Origin of the sequence: Murinocardiopsis flavida (genome assembly GCF_003014485.1) — a bacterium.
GTDB lineage: Bacteria > Actinomycetota > Actinomycetes > Streptosporangiales > Streptosporangiaceae > Murinocardiopsis > Murinocardiopsis flavida.
In genome coordinates this window covers 179,753-194,648 of record NZ_PYGA01000009.1, presented here as the reverse complement: position 1 = coordinate 194,648, position 14,896 = coordinate 179,753, and the positions used below count along the sequence as shown (strand labels likewise).

Genomic DNA, 14,896 nt, shown 5'->3' with positions numbered 1-14,896 from the left:
TCCGACGGGCCGCACCCATGCCCGCATGCGGCCGCTACTCCGGCGCGACCTCCAGCGGCTTCGACGCCTCGCCCTCAACGAAGTCGCGGTGCGCGACCACCACGTACTCATAGCCGCGGTCGTCCGCCCCGATCGGCCAGCGGCGGTCGCCGTTGACGACCTCCATCCGCTGCCATCCGGCGCCGCCGTCGGGGCCCTCGCCGTCGCGCGGTTCGCACTCGTCGCCTTCGCAGCGCAGGGCGCGCCGCCACACCGCGAAGTGCGTGGCGCGCGGCGCCTCGGCCCAGACCAGGGTGGAGCGGTCGGCCGTGATCCGCACCCATTCGGGCGGGCCCGGTTCGGTGCTGTCGGCGGTCACCCGCACCGGTTCGGAGCGCACACCGGCGTCGTCGCCCTTGTAGGGCTGCACGACGAACTCGTAGTCGGCGCCGCTGAACAGCGAGTCGACGTCGACCGACCGCCGCTTCTCGCTGTGGCCGTCGACCTCCGTCGGCAGCACCACCCGCTTGTCGGGGTCGGGGTCGATGCGGCGTTGCAGCACCTTGTACCGCGTGGCGCCGGGCACCGGCCGCCAGCTCAACCGCACCCCGCCCGGCTGAGCGGCGGCCTCGACCACCGGCGGGTCCCTGGGCCCCACGTCCGCCTTCGGGAGCGGGCGCGGGTAGGGCGCGCCGAAGTCGAGGAACCCGTCGAGGGCGTCGGCGAACGCCGCGGCGATCCGCAGCTCACCGCGCGCGTTGGGGTGGGTGGTGTCCCAGTTGTCGTCGGCGGGGGCGTAGTCCGCCGCGGTGTGTGCCACCACCACCGGCGAGTTCTCGGCGGTGAGCTGCGCGGCGAGGCGGGGCAGTCCGCGGTTGAACTCGGCGACGTCGTTGTTGAGGGCCTTGTCGCGGCCGGTGCCCCACATCGGTGTCAGCTCACCGAGCACGATCTGGACATTGCCGCGCGCCACCCGCGCGGTCGACACCGCGTCGCGCACGTGCTCCAGTGCCTCTTCCGGTTCGGACCCGGTCACCAGGTCGTTGGTGCCCGCCATGAGGAGGAGGTAGTCGGGGTCGTGTTGGGCGGTCTCCTCGCCGATCCCCTTCGCGATGTCGGCCGCCGATGCGCCCCAGGCGGCGTAGTGGTCGCGGTCGAAGCCGGGTTCGGCGTAGGAGGTGTCGCCGTAGTCGAAGGCGTTGACGTCGAGCAGGGTGTCGGCGGGCCCCACGAAGTCCACGTCGGCGTCGTTGTCGGTGAGGTGCTTCCACAGCCGGTAGCGCCAGGTGTAGTCGCCGCTGCTGCCCTGTGCGAGCGAGTCCCCGGCTACCATGATCCGGGCGGTGCCCTCGGGCGGGGTCGCGATGATGGAGGGGTCGGGGGTCGGCTCCGGCGGCGAGCCGGCCGATCGAAACGTCCCCATGAACGTCTGGAGCAGCAGCAGGGTGACCGCCATCGCGGCGAACGCCACCCCGACCAGGCCCAGGGTCGACGGCTGGAATCTGGGCCGGGTCCGCACCTGTTCGGGTTCGCTGTCGCTCGTCACTGCCCCAAGACTAGCCCTAGCACTAGAACGTGTTACATATGCGTGGGCGCTGAATCCCCTGCCATACTTGGCGCCCGATAACAGGTTCTACTGCACGGCTCTGCTACTGCACAGCTCTCCTACTGCACTGGGCGGTTTGGCGTGATCGGTCTGGTCGCCGCGCTGGTCTCGGCCGCGGTCTACACCCTCGGGCTGACCATCGAGCAGCGTGCGCTGCACCGGTCGCCCGACATCAGTGTGCACCGGCCCCTGCACCTCGCGCGCACACTGCTGGGCAACGGCCGGTGGGTCGGCGGCTGCGTCCTGGCCGCACTCGGCAGCGTCGGGCTGATCGTGTCGCTGGGCCTGGCGCCGGTGTCGATCGTCCAACCGGCGTACGCCGCGGGGATTTCCGCGATGCTGCTGTTCATGGCGCTGGTCCTGGGCGAGCCCATCACCCGCGGCGAGAAGGTCGCGCTCGCGTTGATGCCGGTCGCGCTGCTGGTGCTCAGCCTGTCGCTCGGCGGCGGCGACGCGAAAGCGGGCACGACGGCCGACATGCCCGTCCTGCTCACCGTGAGCGCGGTGACGCTGATCGCCTGCGTCGGCGCCATGGCCGTCGCCGGGAAAGGCGGCCGCTACGTTTCCGCGGCCGCCATGGGTGCGGCCGCCGGTCTCGCGCAGGGCGTGGCCGGCCTCCAGGGCAAAGGGCTCGGGGGCCTGCTCGCCGAGCGAGGCGTCGTCGAGGCGATCGTCCCCGCGCTGCTGTCGCCGTTCCCCTACCTGTACGCCGTGGGCTGGGCGGTCGGCATCGTGCTGTTCCAGACCTCCATGCAACGGGCCCGCGCCTCGGTGACGGCGCCCGTCGCCGGCGTGCTCGGCAACGTGTTCATGGTGCTTTTGGGCACCTGGATCTTCGCCGAGCAGCTCCCCTCCGACCCGCTGATGCTCGCCCTGCGGGTCACCGGCTTCGCCCTGACCCTGGCGGTGGTCGCCCTGGTGCGGGGCAACGTCGCGCAGGCCGAGGCCGACACCACGCGGATGCGGTCGCGCACCAGGGGCTGACCAGCGGCCCACCCAGGGGTCGGCAATGGCGCCCAGGAACAGGGCCCAGGAACAGGGCCCAGGAACGGGCAGGGGTGCCCAGTAGCGGCAGGGGCGGTGCTCAGGCGGCGATGGCGACCGCTTCGCGCAGCGCCGGAGCCGCGATCTCGGCCCAGGCGCCGATGACACGGTGGGGTTCGCCGAGTTCGCCCCGGCTGAGGAGCAGGCCGGGTTCGAGCACCCAGGCGCCCAGCTCCGACAGCACCACCCGGAGGTCCTCCTCCACGTTGCGGCCGTTGCGCAGGTCGTCGACGACGGCCATGGGCAGCGCGACCGTCTGCGCGAGCCCCAACTCGGGCAGCCGGTCGAGGAACACCTTCAGCAGCCCGGTGTAGCCCCCGTGCACCTGCGGGGTGGCGATCAGCAGGAAGTCGCTGCCGGACACCAGGTCCAGTGCCGCCGCGACGGCGCCGCGCTCGGAGGGGTCGGAGGTGAGCAGCGCCGGGCCGAGTTCGGCCAGGTCCACCACCTGGGGCTCGGCCAGGGTCGAAGTCGAAGCCGAGGTCGGGATCGGGGCCGGGATGTGCGACGGGGCGGCGGCGAGTCCGGGGGAAACGGCGCGGGCGGCCCGCACTGCGGCGGCGCGGATCCCGGAACGGGAGCCTGAACCTTGGGCAGGGCCGGTGTCAGGGGAAGGATCTGCGACGAGCACGGTGAACGTGGTCATAGTTGTCTCCAGGTGAACGCCGCGGCAGAGCGCGACGCGAGCGCAAGTTCAAGGGAGGAGGCGGACAGCCGTAGGCTCTCCGGGGCGCGGCCGGGATGTGACGCACGGCACTGGCGGCGCTCAGGCGCTCGCCGGCCCCGGGAGGCGGGAGACGTTAGCTACAACACAGGGCGCTGGCCTGCTGTCGAAGATCGACATGCAGGCGCTGGACGAGCAGCTCACCGGCGGACATGGAACCCATGATGAGTGTCCGACGACGCTATCGTCAATGCGTAGCGGACGGTCTCGTCTCCACTCGTCCCCATTGGTGTGGGAATCGCGGGGGGACGGCGCCCGCCCGCAGCCTTGCCGTCCAGCCGCCGCGCCGCGCGAAACCCCTGCTCTGCGGGCATCCGCCCGTCAGCGGTGTTCCGCGCGCCCGACGGCCGCGGCATGGCGACACCGCAAGATGTGGCATCGGGCACAGAAAGGCGCTGAGGATGAGCCGGAGCGCTACCGGGACGACCCTGACGACGACGCTGACGAACGCGCGGATCGCCGCGCCCGACGGGATGGTCGAGGGGTGGCTGCGGGTCGGTGCCGGCCGCGTCCAGGCGCTCGGCGCCGGCGCACCCGGGGCCCCAGAGTGCGCGGGAACAGGGAGCGCGGGAACAGGGAGCGCGGAAACAGAGAGCGCCGGCACCGAGATCCTCGACATGGGCGGTAGGCACGTCCTGCCGGGAACGGTCGACATCCATGTGCACGGCGGCGCTGGCGCCGCGTTCACGGACGCCGACCCGGAGCGGGCGCGGCGCATCGTGGACTTCAACCGTGTGAGCGGGGTGACGACCGTCATCGGCGGCCTGGTCACGGCCACACCGGAGGACCTTGTCGCTCAGGTCTCGGCGCTGGCTGACCTGTGCGACGACGGCGACCTCGGCGGGATCTACCTTGAGGGCCCCTACATCGCCCGGTCCAAGTGCGGGGCACACGACCCGGCCCTGCTGCGCGACCCCGACCTCGCCGAGTTCGAGCGGCTGGTGAAGGCGGGCCGCGGACACCTCCGCATGATCACGGTGGCGCCGGAACTTCCGGGAGGGCAGGACCTGATCCGGGCGGCCGTCGCCCAGGGCGTGGTGGCGGCGATCGGGCACACCGAGGCGACCTACGCCCAGACCCTCGCGGCGTTCGACGCGGGCGCGACCGTCGCGACACACATCTACAACCAGATGCGTCCTCTGCACCACCGCGAGCCCGGCCCGATCGCCGCGGCGCTGACCGACGAGCGCATCACGGTGGAGCTGATCAACGACGGCGTCCACGTCCACCCCGGTGCGGCCCGGCTGGTGTTCGACGCGGCGGGCGCCGACCGTGTCGCGCTCGTCACCGACGCGATGTCGGCGACGGGGCTCGGCGACGGCGACTACACGCTCGGCAACCTGGATGTCACGGTCACCGCCGGGCAGGCGCTGCTGACCGGGACCGACACCATCGCCAGCAGCACCATCGTGCTGCCCGACGCGGTCCGCCGCGCGGTCCGCCCCCCGAAGGAGGTCCCGGCACAGGACGGGACACAGGACGGGACACAGTACGGGACACCGGGCGCCCTCCAGGACCCCGGGGGTGTCGGGGTGGGGCTGGCCGCCGCCTCCCGCGCCGCGTCGGCGACGCCCGCACGGGCCCTCGGCCTGGACGATGTGGGCATGATCGCCCCCGGTTACCGCGCTGATCTGCTCGTTCTCGACGCCGACTTGGAGACGGCCGCGGTCATGCACCGCGGGGAGTGGGTGCGCGCCCTCTAGGGTGCGCTGGCGGGACGTCGGCCCGCGGCGCCGTAAAGGCGGTCGCGGCGTGTCGTACTTACGTTGCGTAATCAAAAAGAGACGAAGGGTCACAATGACGGGAAGGGTATTCACTCGACCGTAAGGAGGCCGCCATGGCCCGCCCGAGACATGCCCAGGGCTTGCCGCCGAGGACCCCGGTCCCGCGATCCGCCGAGCGACGCCACCTCTCCGAACTCGCCGCCGCTCTCGCCTCGTATGGCGTTTGGGCCCGCATCATCGAGGAGGAGGCGCCGTACCTGCGGGTGAGCAACCCCGATTCCGAGTACGCGATCGAGGAGATCAGCTGCGAGCGGCGCGATCACCACTACGCCTTCCTCGCGTCGTTCGGGGTCAAGCTCGGCGGCAGCGACAGCATCTCGATGGCGGCCCGGCAGACCGCCTGGCTTGTCGGCGCCACCTCCGACTAACGGGACCAACGGAAACGGGACCAGCAGAGCTGTCGGCACATTCCGCACAGCCGGAGCAGCCGGAGCAGCCGGAAAAGCTGGTACATCCGGAAAAGCCGGTACTGCCGAAAAAGCCGGCACGGCCGCGAAAACCGGCACGGCCGGCACTTTCGGAACTGTCGGGACTGTCGGGACTATAGGGACGCTCTCGGACCCCGCGCCCCGCCGGTGCCTCGATTCCCGGCGGGGCGCGGCCGCGGCGCCGGGACGTCGGCGGCTACTCGGGCGGGCACTCGGGCTGGCTGGCAGGCAGGTGCTCAGGTCGTCCTGCTCTTCGAGCGGCCGCGGGACCCGAGCAGCAGGACGACCCCGCCGACGGCGGCGATGCCGAGGTAGGCCAGCGGCGGCAGGTCGAACCACAGGTGCAGCAGCCCCAGGTCCTTCCCCAAGAATGCGGGACCGGCAAAGCCCAGGACCCCCTGGATCATGACGATGATCCCGATGATCTCCAGCACGGCGTCCTCCCTGGCAGAGTCGGCGGACGCGAGCACGCCCGCCCGGGTCCATGCTCACGGAGCAAGCGCTCGGCGTCGTCCTCCCCTGGCCCGACTTCACCGTCCGACGAAAGTCGCACGCGCCCGGGGCCAGTGGCAGATGGCAGGCGGCGGGTGGCGGGTGGCGGGTGAGGGGATGGCGGATGTCGGGTGGCACGTTCCGGCCCCGGCCCGATACGGCCAGTCAGCGTTCACCCGGCGTCACCGGGGAGGGGTGCACCCTGCCGCCTCTACCGGCAACCCATCGTCACACCAGGTCATATGGGGTTCACGGGGTGCTGCGGTGTCGACGCGACCCCGTGCGCCGTCCACTGCCGTGACTCCCGCGCACCCGGCCCGACCTGGGGATTTCGATCCTTGTGACATTCCGTTGCCGCCCCTTACAACGCCATCGCACACTGTGCGTGGTGCTCACGGAGAGTACCGAGGGAGGGAATGGAAATGCGCAACGGAATGACGATCAGCCGACGGATCGCACTGGGCGGGGCCGCGCTGGTCCTCAGCGGCGGGACGCTCGCCTTCGGATCGCCTGCGGCGGCCGAGGGTCCGGAGGTCGTGCACCTGGGCCAGGACAGGGCAGCGGCGGGCGGAGCCGGCGCCAAGGCCCCCGGGTACAGCGAGATCCAGAACCGGTCGAAGAGCAACGTCCGGGTCGGGAAGAACTGGTGCGGCGACGACACCTCGCCGCACCCGGGCGGACCGACGTGCGGGAACGACTCGCCGCAGCAGTCCCTGAAGCCGGGCGAGCACTCCTACGAGTCGGCGTACAAGGACACCGACACCTTCAAGGTGAAGGGCGGCTGCACGATGAAGGTGCAGTGGAACTGGGACGGGGAGGAGGACGCCGACATGTCCACCCACACGCCCAAGAGGACCACCTGGTACAAGGTGTGGAACCACCACGACATCGACATCGAGTCCTACAAGTGCTGACCCCGGCGCCGGGGCGGTGAACCGGCCCCTCTGACGCCCACGCGGGGCGCAACACAAGAAGAGCCTCTGACACTGCTGCACAATTGCGACGGCGCAATCTTGCAGGTCAGAGGCTCTTCTTTAGGGTGGAGGTGGCGGGAATCGAACCCGCGTCCTTCCGCAGTGCTACAGGACTTCTCCGTGCGCAGTTCGCTTATCGTTCTACTTGGCCCCAGCGCTCTCGCGAACAAGTCGCTGACAAGCCCAGCCACGAAAATGTCCCAGTCAGGCCCCGTGGCCTGATCTGACCGGTAAGTCCCCATAACGATGCCGGGTCCTGAACCGGGGACGGGTCCAGGCCGACAGAGTTGCTATCGCTTAGGCAGCGAGAGCGAACTCAGTGCGCTTAGAATTGGCACTTGATATTTACGCGATTGCAGGATTAACGAGGTCACAACCACAACCCTCGGCACGCTTCTCCATATAACGACTACCGAAGTCGAAACCGATCACCCCCTGTGGATTTTTCAACGACCCCGAGGGGCCGCGCGCGGGGACGCAGCACGTCCCCGGTGTTCCCACGCTACAGCGTCAACAGCTCCGGAGCCAATTCGATTCCCGTATCGCGGCGATCCGCGGGGGCGATCCCCGGGGGGAAGGCCCTCGCGGGGGCGGACGGGAACCGTCGACGCCCTCCGCGAGGGCGGCCGGCAGGGTCGGGCCGGCCTTTCGGAAGAACAGGTCTCCCCCGAGTCGAGGACCTGTTCATTGGACTGCCCGCCGCAACCACCGTCGCGGCGCAGTCATAGGTGAAGACGCGCCGAACGGCCAAAAAGGTTGCCCCGCAGCCCAGTTACCCGGCAGCCCGGTTCCCCGGTAGCTCAGTTCCCCATCGGCTCAGCCTCCCGGCAGAACAGTCAGGCACCCGCCGACCCGGCGGCCCTGCCCCTGCCCGGTTCTCGGAGCGCCGGTTCTCGGAGCGCCGGTTCTCAGAGCGTCAGTTCTCGGAGCGGCTGTGCTCGCGCGCGCCGCCGCCGGGGCTCTTGCCGGTGAAGTCGTCGGGCAGCTCCTGGAGGAAGGTCCCGGCGGCGTCGACGGCGTGCTGGTTCATCAGGCGCACCGCTGGGTCGACTTCGGCGGCGGCGGCGAACGCGACGTCGCCCTGGTAGCCGACGAACCACTGAACGGAGACCTTCTTGCCGTCGATGTTCTGCTCGGCGGTGCCGGTCTGGGCGTAGACCGGGTCCTGCCCGGAGCCCTCGACACCCGTGGCGCTGCCGTTCTCGACGGAGGCGCGCATCATGGCGCGCAGGTCCTTGAGCATGGCGGGGTCGAGCGCGGCACCCTCCTCGCCGTGCTCCCTGCGGTCGCTGCCCGCGACGAGCTCGGGGGCGTGCCACGTGCCGTCGGCCACGGCGCCGGCCGCCAGCGCCATGGTGAGGGGGCTGACCTTGACGCCGTCGGAGCCGACCATCACCGCGGCGAGGTCGCCCTTGGAGGGGTCGGCGCCGAGGTCGACCTCGCCGCTGAAGGTCGGCACCGACAGCCGCCAGTCGGCGCCGACACCGAAGTCGGCCGCGGTGCGGGCGAGCTTCTCGGGGTCGGCCTTGTCCGCCAGCGAGGCGAACGACGTGGCGCAGGAGAACGCGAAGTTGCGCTCCATGTCGGGGTCGGCGTAGGGGTTGTCGGGCGCGCCGCCCAGCGCGCCGTTGCTGGGGTTGGTGAACGTGCGGTCGCCGACCTTGCGCTGCTGCGGGCAGGGCACCCTGCCGTCGGTCTTGAGGCCGTCACCGCCGAGCATGGACGCCGCGGTGATCATGGTGAAGGTCTCGCCGGGCAGGTACTCCTGGGTGAACGCGCCGTCGTTGTCGAAGCGGTTGGGCCGGCCCGCGGCGGCGAGGACCTCGCCGGTCGGTGCGTGCACGGCGGTGAGGTACGCCCGGCCGGGGGTGTCGGCCAGGGACTTCTCGGCGGCCTTCTGCGCCTTGGCGTCGACGGTGGTCTTCAGCGACCCGCTCTCGACCCCCGGCCATTCCTTGAGGACGTCGGTCTGGTCGCCCTTCTCGTCGAGGCTGACGACCTTCGTGGTGGCGGTGCCGGCGAGGCGCTGCTGGTAGACGCTCTGGAGGCCGCTCAGGCCCACGGTGTCGCCAGCCTGGTAGGGCCCCGACACCCGCGATGACACCTTGTGCTCGGCGGTGCCGGCGACCTCGCCGACCAGCGCCCCTGCGGCCTTGGGGTTCAGCTGCATGCCGATCTCCGCGGTCTGCACGCCGGGGATGCGCTTGGCGTCGGCGAGCAGCGACTTGTCGACGTCCTTGCGCCGCATCAGGACCAGCGGCTGGAACTCCTCGGACGGCGCCGACCGCACCCGGTTGAGCAGGGGGTCGGGGTCTTCGCCGAGGAGCTTCGCGAGGCGCGAGACGCCGTCCTCCTTGTCGTCCATCCCCGAGGGTCGGACGCCGAACGCGGTCACCTTGCTCTTGCCGACGAGCGGGGTGCCGGAGCGGTCGAAGATCTGCCCGCGGTCGGGGACGTCGTAGCTGACCGCCATGCGCTCGCCCGCGCCCAGGTCGGGGTGGACGACGGACGGCGACCAGTCGATGGCCCAGCCCTGCGCGCTGCGTTCGAGGGGCATCGACCCGGTGTAGTTCCACACGGGGTCGCCGATGCCGAGGTCGGCCTGGAGGGAGAACTCGGCGGTCGCGGTGTCGCCGTCCTTCTCGATGCGGCCCAGGCCCAGCCGGAGCGCCGCGAGGTCGAGCTGGTCGTGGACGTCCTCCAGCGCGGCGGCGACGCCGCCCGCCGAGCCGTTGGTGTACCGGGCCGCCTCGTCGTACCTGCCGGACTGCCATTCGATCAGGAAGGAGCGTACGGCGATCTCCGGGCTGGGTTCGGCCGCGCAGCCGGCGGTGACCGCGACCATCGCGGTACCGCACACCGCGGCGGCGACTCGAAGGAGGTGACGGGGGAACACCCAGGTCGTCCTTTCGAATGAACCGGTGGGAATGCACCGGTGAACCGGCGGACCGAAGACCGGACCGAAGCGCCGTGGGGCGGCTCGGCGGGCGGGCCCGTCAGCGTCGGCGGCGAAGGGCGCGCTCGACGTCGCGCGCCGCCTCGCGCTCGGCGATGTCGTGGCGTTTGTCGTACTCGCGCTTTCCGCGAGCAAGTGCGAGTTCGACCTTGGCCGTGCCGTCGACGAAGTACAGGGACAGCGGTACGAGGGTACGGCCGGATTCGCGGGTCTTGCCGATGAGCTTCTCGATCTGCTCGCGGTGCAGGAGCAGCTTACGCGGTCTGCGTGCGGAGTGGTTCGTCCACGTTCCGTGCGAGTACTCGGGAATGTGCACGTTCTCCAACCACACTTCGCCATTCTTCACCTGGGCGAAGCCGTCGACCAGTGAGGCGCGCCCGGCCCGGAGCGATTTCACTTCGGTGCCGGTGAGGACCAGGCCCGCCTCGTAGGTGTCGTCGATGTGGTACTCGTGCCGGGCACGGCGGTTCTGGGCGATGAGTTTCCGCCCCTTCTCCCGTGGCACTGCGAACCCCTTCCAGCCAAGTCACGTCGAGCCGCCTATCGGGCCGCCCGCGCCCCGCCGCCCGCTGCGGCGGCGCCCCTCACACCCGCAGGTAGCGCCGCAGTGTCAGGAAGGAGGCGACGGTGCACAGCAGGATCCCCAGGATCATCGACACCCCGATGACGTAGAGCAGCGAGCCCGCGCCCAACTGGGTGTCGAAGTTGAACCAGGACTGGATCCGCGACAGCAGGAAGTAGTTGGCCGCCACGATGAAGCCCGATGCGAAGATACCGCCGATGAGCCCGGCGATGGCGCCCTCCAGCAGGAATGGCAGCTGGATGTAGAAGTTCGACGCACCGACGAGCCGCATGATGCCGGTCTCCCTGCGCCGGCTGTACGCCGACAGCCGGATGGTGTTGCCGATGAGGAGCGCCGCTGCGGCGAGCTGGATGAACGCCACGGTCAGCGCGGCCCACTTGAGCCCGTCGAGGAGCCCGAAGAACTGGTCGAGGACGTTCTTGTCGTTGGAGATCGAGTCGACCCCCGCGCGGCCCTGGACGGAGTCCTGCACCTGCTCGTACTTCGTGGGGTCCTGCAACTGGACCCGGAAGTTGGCGGGCAGGTCGCCTTCCTGGGTGGCGTCGACCATCGCCTTGTTGTTGGCGAACCGCTCCTGGAAGTCGGTCCACGCCTCTTCGGCCGTGACGTACTGGACGTCGGAGACCTCGGGCATGGCCTTCAGGTCGGCTTCGAGCTTGTTCGTGTCGTCCTTCGTGGCCGGACCGTTCTCCTCGCACTCCTTGTTCGGAGAGAGGTCATTGCACAGGTAGATGGTGATCGAGATCCGCTCGTCCCAGAACTTGCGCATTTCGGAGACCTGGGAGTTGATGAGCAGGCCGCCGCCGAAAAGGGCGAGGGAGATGGCCACCGTGGTGATCACCGCGATGGTCATGGTGAGGTTTCGGCGTAGGCCGATCCAGATCTCAGAGATTACGAACTGTGCACGCATGATGTGTAAAGGTCCATCCTTGTGGGCTTCGCCGCGCTGCTGCGACCAGCGCCGCGGAGTACGCGCGGGCGGCGCGTACTCCTAGTACGCCTGGCCGTAGACGCCGCGCGACTGGTCCCGCACGACGTGGCCCTCTTCGAGTTCGATGACGCGCTTGCGCATCGAGTCGACAATGGCGGCGTCGTGTGTCGCCATGACGACGGTGGTGCCGGTGCGGTTGATTCGGTCGAGCACCTTCATGATGCCGATCGAGGTGGCCGGGTCGATGTTGCCGGTGGGCTCGTCGGCCAGCAGGATCTGCGGGCGGTTGACGAACGCGCGGGCGATGGCGACGCGCTGCTGCTCACCGCCTGACAGCTCATCGGGCATCCGGTCGGACTTGCCTTCGAGGCCGACGAGTTCGACGACCTCCGGGACGACCTTGCGGATGAACCGGCGGGGCTTGCCGATGACCTCCAGCGCGAACGCGACGTTCTCGAAGACGTTCTTGTTGGGCAGCAGCCGGAAGTCCTGGAAGACGCAGCCGATGCGGCGGCGCAGGTGCGGCACCTTCCAGTTGGACAGGCGCGCGAGGTCCTTACCGGCGACGTGCACTCTGCCCTTGGACGGCTTCTCCTCTTTGAGGACCAGCCGGAGGAACGTGGACTTGCCCGACCCTGAGGGGCCAACGAGGAACACGAACTCGCCCTTTTCGACGGCGATCGAGACGCTGTCGAGCGCAGGGCGCTTCTGGGTCGGGTAGCCCTTGGTGACGGTATCGAAATGGATCACAGGAGCATCACAAGGTTCTCGAAGGTTGGGGCGCCCGCACGGGTGTCGGAACCCGCGAGGGCAGTACCGGCCACAGGGCCAAACGACAGTGTAGAGGTGATCGCAACCCGGAATGTCCAGTCTTTGTCCGGAGCATTGCCCGGCACTGGTGTCCGGGGCTGTCCGGGAGATGGTCCGGATCGCTGTCCGGGCTGTAGTCGGCGCGCCACACTGGGCGGTCGACCGATCACCGCTGCATCGCCGCTGTGCCACAGCGGCATCATGAACAGCGCGTCCGAGCATATCGGAAATGTCAACCGTCGGTAACATTCACGCATACCGGCGCTGCGGGACGCCCGGTCGGCAGGCGGACCGGGGCAACGGCCGCGGCCCCGCGCTACACGTCCTCGCCGCGCTCCCTGCTGCGCATCCAGCGGATCTCGGCGTCGATGAGTTCGTCGATGTCGCCGTCGAGCACCGCGCCGGTGTTACCGGTCTCATATCCGGTGCGGACGTCCTTGACGCTCTGGTAGGGGTGCAGGACGTAGTTGCGCATCTGCGTGCCCCAGCTCCGTGCGCCTTCGCCGCGGAGCTCGTCGATCTCGGCGCGCTCCTCCTGGCGCTTGCGCTCCAGCAGCTTCGCCTGGAGGACGTTCATGGCCGTGGCCCGGTTCTGGATCTGGGAGCGCTCGTTCTGGCACGAGACGACGATGCCCGAGGGGAGGTGGGTGATTCGCACGGCGGAGTCGGTGGTGTTGACGCCCTGCCCGCCGGGCCCGCTGGACCGGTAGACGTCGATGCGCAGCTCGGACTCGTCGATGTCGATGTGGTCGCTCTGCTCGACGACCGGGACGACGTCGACCCCAGCGAAGGAGGTCTGGCGGCGGCTCTGGTTGTCGAACGGCGAGATGCGCACGAGCCGGTGGGTGCCGTGCTCGCCGCGCAGCGTGCCGTAGGCGAACGGCGCCCGGACCGCGAAGGTGGTGGACTTGATGCCGGCTTCTTCGGCGTAGGAGGTCTCGTAGACATCGGTGGGGTAGCCGCGGGTCTCGGCCCACCGCAGGTACATGCGCTGGAGCATCTGCGCCCAGTCGGCCGCGTCGACGCCGCCGGCCTGGGAGTTGATGCTGACCAGTGCCTCGCGTTCGTCGTAGGGGCCGCTGAGCAGCGTGCGCACCTCGAGTTCGCCGACGTCCTTGCGCAGCGATCCGAGCTCGGTGTCGGCCTCGGTGCGGGTGTCGGGGTCGTCCTCGCTCGCGGCGAGTTCGAACAGCACGGCGAGGTCTTCGAGCCGCTGGCTGATGGTCTTGACCCGGTTGACCTCGGACTCCAGCCACGACAGCCGACGGGTGACCTTCTGGGCGTTGTCCTGGTCGCTCCACAGGTCGGGGTCTGCCGACTGCTCGCGCAACTGCTCGATCTCGGTGCGCTTGGCGTCGAGGTCCATGACGGACTCGACGCTCGCGAGGGTCGCCGAAAGTTCCTTGATCTGCTCTGCGGGGTCGTCGTCAGCCACCCGCCCAGTCTAGGCCCACCGGGACCTGGCACGGGCCGCCCGCACCCCCGCCCGCGCCCCGGCTCAGGCGCCCGCTCGGATGCCGGCACAGGTATCAGCTCAGGTATCAGCTCAGGTATCAGCTCAGGTGCCAGCTCAGGTATCAGCTCAAATGCCGGCGGAGACGCAGGCGGCCCGCACGCGTTCGCCGAGCCCTTCGGCGATGCGCTGCTCGGGGCCGTCGAGTTGCAGCCCGCGCAGCCGGGTCATGGCCATGGACGCCTGCCCGGCCTCGCCGGCGCGCAGCAGCGCCTCGACGGCGTGCACCATGGGCCGCGGCCCCATGGACGCCTTCCACACGCGCAGCACCAGGTTGGCGCATTCCTGGAGGTAGCCGCGGTCGGCGAGGCCGCGGGCGCAGCCCATGAGCATCTCGGTGTTGCGCGGGGCGAGCCCGCAGGCGTGGGCGTAGCGGTCCTCGGCGGTGTTCAGGTCGCCGCGGTCGAGGGAGCGGTCGGCGAGCATCAGCGTGGCGCGCCAACTGCGCTTGGTGTACTGGCCGAGCCACTCCTCGGCCGCGGCCTCGCCGGAGCCGCGGGCCTGGTCGCGGACATGGCGGATGTACTGGTAGCCCCAGGTGAGGGATTCGGCGTGGTCGGGGTCGTGGCGCAGGGCGTTGTCGAGCGACACCCGGACGTCGGTGTCGTTGCCGCGCCGGGCGGCGAGCGCCGCGAGGCCGAACCAGACGTCGGCGTTGGCGCCGTAGCGCTTCTGGTGGGCCCGGAGCAGCTTCTCGGCCTTGCGGTACTCGGCGCAGGCGCGCAGCGCCGCGGTGTAGACGACGACTCCGCGGTGGCGGTCGTCGTCGATCCGGTAGGCGCGCTCGGCCGCCCACAGGACCTCGGGCCCGGCGGAGGAGGGTCCGATAGGCGGGGGCCCAGCGGGAAGGGAACCAGGAGAAAGCGGCCCGGAAGGAAGCGGTCCAGAAGAAGGGGCCCCAACGGCGGGATCGGTGCCCGCCGCGGCGGCCAGCCCGCCGAGGACCAGGGCCGCGAGGTCTTCGGGGTTGTTCATGGCCGCGTGCAGCCGGACCTGGAGGTCGGGGCCATTCAGCGGTTGACCGTGCTTTCCCACGGACTCTATTGCACCAAACGGGACACCAGGGCGACAA

Annotated in this window: 13 protein-coding genes and 1 other RNA gene; 4 read left to right on the top strand and 10 right to left on the bottom strand. The window is 70.1% G+C overall.

What is annotated here, in order from left to right; all coding sequences use genetic code 11:
- Positions 1-34: 34 nt before the first annotated feature.
- On the bottom strand, positions 35-1,525 hold the full coding sequence (locus tag CLV63_RS14580; RefSeq protein WP_245928818.1) for a GDSL-type esterase/lipase family protein: 1,491 nt from the start codon (positions 1,523-1,525) through the stop codon (positions 35-37).
- Positions 1,526-1,666: 141 nt separating this feature from the next.
- On the opposite strand from CLV63_RS14580, the gene CLV63_RS14575 reads away from it, so the two are divergent.
- A complete protein-coding gene (locus CLV63_RS14575) occupies positions 1,667-2,569 on the top strand; it encodes a hypothetical protein (protein ID WP_106583548.1) in 903 nt (300 codons plus the stop codon).
- A gap of 100 nt (positions 2,570-2,669) precedes the next feature.
- On the opposite strand, the gene CLV63_RS14570 is transcribed toward CLV63_RS14575, so the two are convergent.
- A complete protein-coding gene (locus CLV63_RS14570) occupies positions 2,670-3,275 on the bottom strand; it encodes an NADPH-dependent FMN reductase (RefSeq protein WP_106583547.1) in 606 nt (201 codons plus the stop codon).
- Between the two features lie 479 nt (positions 3,276-3,754).
- Here CLV63_RS14570 and CLV63_RS14560 point away from each other — a divergent pair, with 479 nt between their 5' ends.
- On the top strand, positions 3,755-5,056 hold the full coding sequence (locus CLV63_RS14560) for an N-acetylglucosamine-6-phosphate deacetylase (RefSeq protein WP_106583545.1): 1,302 nt from the start codon (positions 3,755-3,757) through the stop codon (positions 5,054-5,056).
- A gap of 134 nt (positions 5,057-5,190) precedes the next feature.
- A complete protein-coding gene (locus tag CLV63_RS14555; RefSeq protein ID WP_106583544.1) occupies positions 5,191-5,505 on the top strand; it encodes a hypothetical protein in 315 nt (104 codons plus the stop codon).
- Between the two features lie 296 nt (positions 5,506-5,801).
- Here the strand turns inward: CLV63_RS14555 and CLV63_RS33565 are convergent, their stop codons facing one another.
- Positions 5,802-6,035 (bottom strand): hypothetical protein, encoded by a 234-nt coding sequence (locus tag CLV63_RS33565; RefSeq protein WP_106583543.1) that lies wholly within the window; start codon positions 6,033-6,035, stop codon positions 5,802-5,804.
- Positions 6,036-6,491: 456 nt separating this feature from the next.
- Here CLV63_RS33565 and CLV63_RS14540 point away from each other — a divergent pair, with 456 nt between their 5' ends.
- Positions 6,492-6,971, top strand: a complete 480-nt coding sequence (locus tag CLV63_RS14540) for a hypothetical protein (protein WP_106583542.1) — start codon at positions 6,492-6,494, stop codon at positions 6,969-6,971.
- 123 nt (positions 6,972-7,094) lie between these two features.
- Here the strand turns inward: CLV63_RS14540 and ssrA are convergent.
- The 7 genes from ssrA to CLV63_RS14505 all read right to left on the bottom strand — a co-directional run bounded on the left by ssrA (position 7,095) and on the right by CLV63_RS14505 (position 14,859).
- Positions 7,095-7,467, bottom strand: a transfer-messenger RNA (tmRNA) gene (gene ssrA, locus CLV63_RS14535).
- 480 nt (positions 7,468-7,947) lie between these two features.
- Positions 7,948-9,927: a penicillin-binding transpeptidase domain-containing protein gene (locus CLV63_RS14530; protein WP_106583541.1), complete on the bottom strand. Its 1,980-nt coding sequence runs from the start codon at positions 9,925-9,927 to the stop codon at positions 7,948-7,950.
- Positions 9,928-10,027: 100 nt separating this feature from the next.
- Positions 10,028-10,492, bottom strand: coding sequence for an SsrA-binding protein SmpB (gene smpB, locus CLV63_RS14525; RefSeq protein ID WP_106583540.1), 465 nt, complete (start codon positions 10,490-10,492; stop codon positions 10,028-10,030).
- 79 nt (positions 10,493-10,571) lie between these two features.
- Positions 10,572-11,480: a permease-like cell division protein FtsX gene (gene ftsX / locus CLV63_RS14520; protein WP_211301307.1), complete on the bottom strand. Its 909-nt coding sequence runs from the start codon at positions 11,478-11,480 to the stop codon at positions 10,572-10,574.
- Positions 11,481-11,561: 81 nt separating this feature from the next.
- Positions 11,562-12,251 (bottom strand): cell division ATP-binding protein FtsE, encoded by a 690-nt coding sequence (ftsE, locus tag CLV63_RS14515; RefSeq protein ID WP_106583538.1) that lies wholly within the window; start codon positions 12,249-12,251, stop codon positions 11,562-11,564.
- Positions 12,252-12,627: 376 nt separating this feature from the next.
- Entirely contained in the window at positions 12,628-13,746 is a 1,119-nt protein-coding gene (prfB, locus tag CLV63_RS14510) for a peptide chain release factor 2 (protein WP_106583537.1), read from the bottom strand.
- A 147-nt stretch (positions 13,747-13,893) separates the two neighbouring features.
- Complete coding sequence (locus CLV63_RS14505) at positions 13,894-14,859, bottom strand: tetratricopeptide repeat protein (protein WP_146165566.1); 966 nt, start codon at positions 14,857-14,859, stop codon at positions 13,894-13,896.
- Positions 14,860-14,896 lie beyond the last annotated feature (37 nt).

Bases quoted from the DNA above. Each gene is read 5' to 3' on its own strand.
- CLV63_RS14560 (WP_106583545.1), top strand. From the start codon at position 3,755: ATGAGCCGGAGCGCTACCGGGACGACCCTGACGACGACGCTGACGAAC.
- CLV63_RS14540 (WP_106583542.1), top strand. From the start codon at position 6,492: ATGACGATCAGCCGACGGATCGCACTGGGCGGGGCCGCGCTGGTCCTC.
- CLV63_RS14570 (WP_106583547.1), bottom strand. From the start codon at position 3,275: ATGACCACGTTCACCGTGCTCGTCGCAGATCCTTCCCCTGACACCGGC.
- CLV63_RS14555 (WP_106583544.1), top strand. From the start codon at position 5,191: ATGGCCCGCCCGAGACATGCCCAGGGCTTGCCGCCGAGGACCCCGGTC.
- ftsX (WP_211301307.1), bottom strand. From the start codon at position 11,480: ATGCGTGCACAGTTCGTAATCTCTGAGATCTGGATCGGCCTACGCCGA.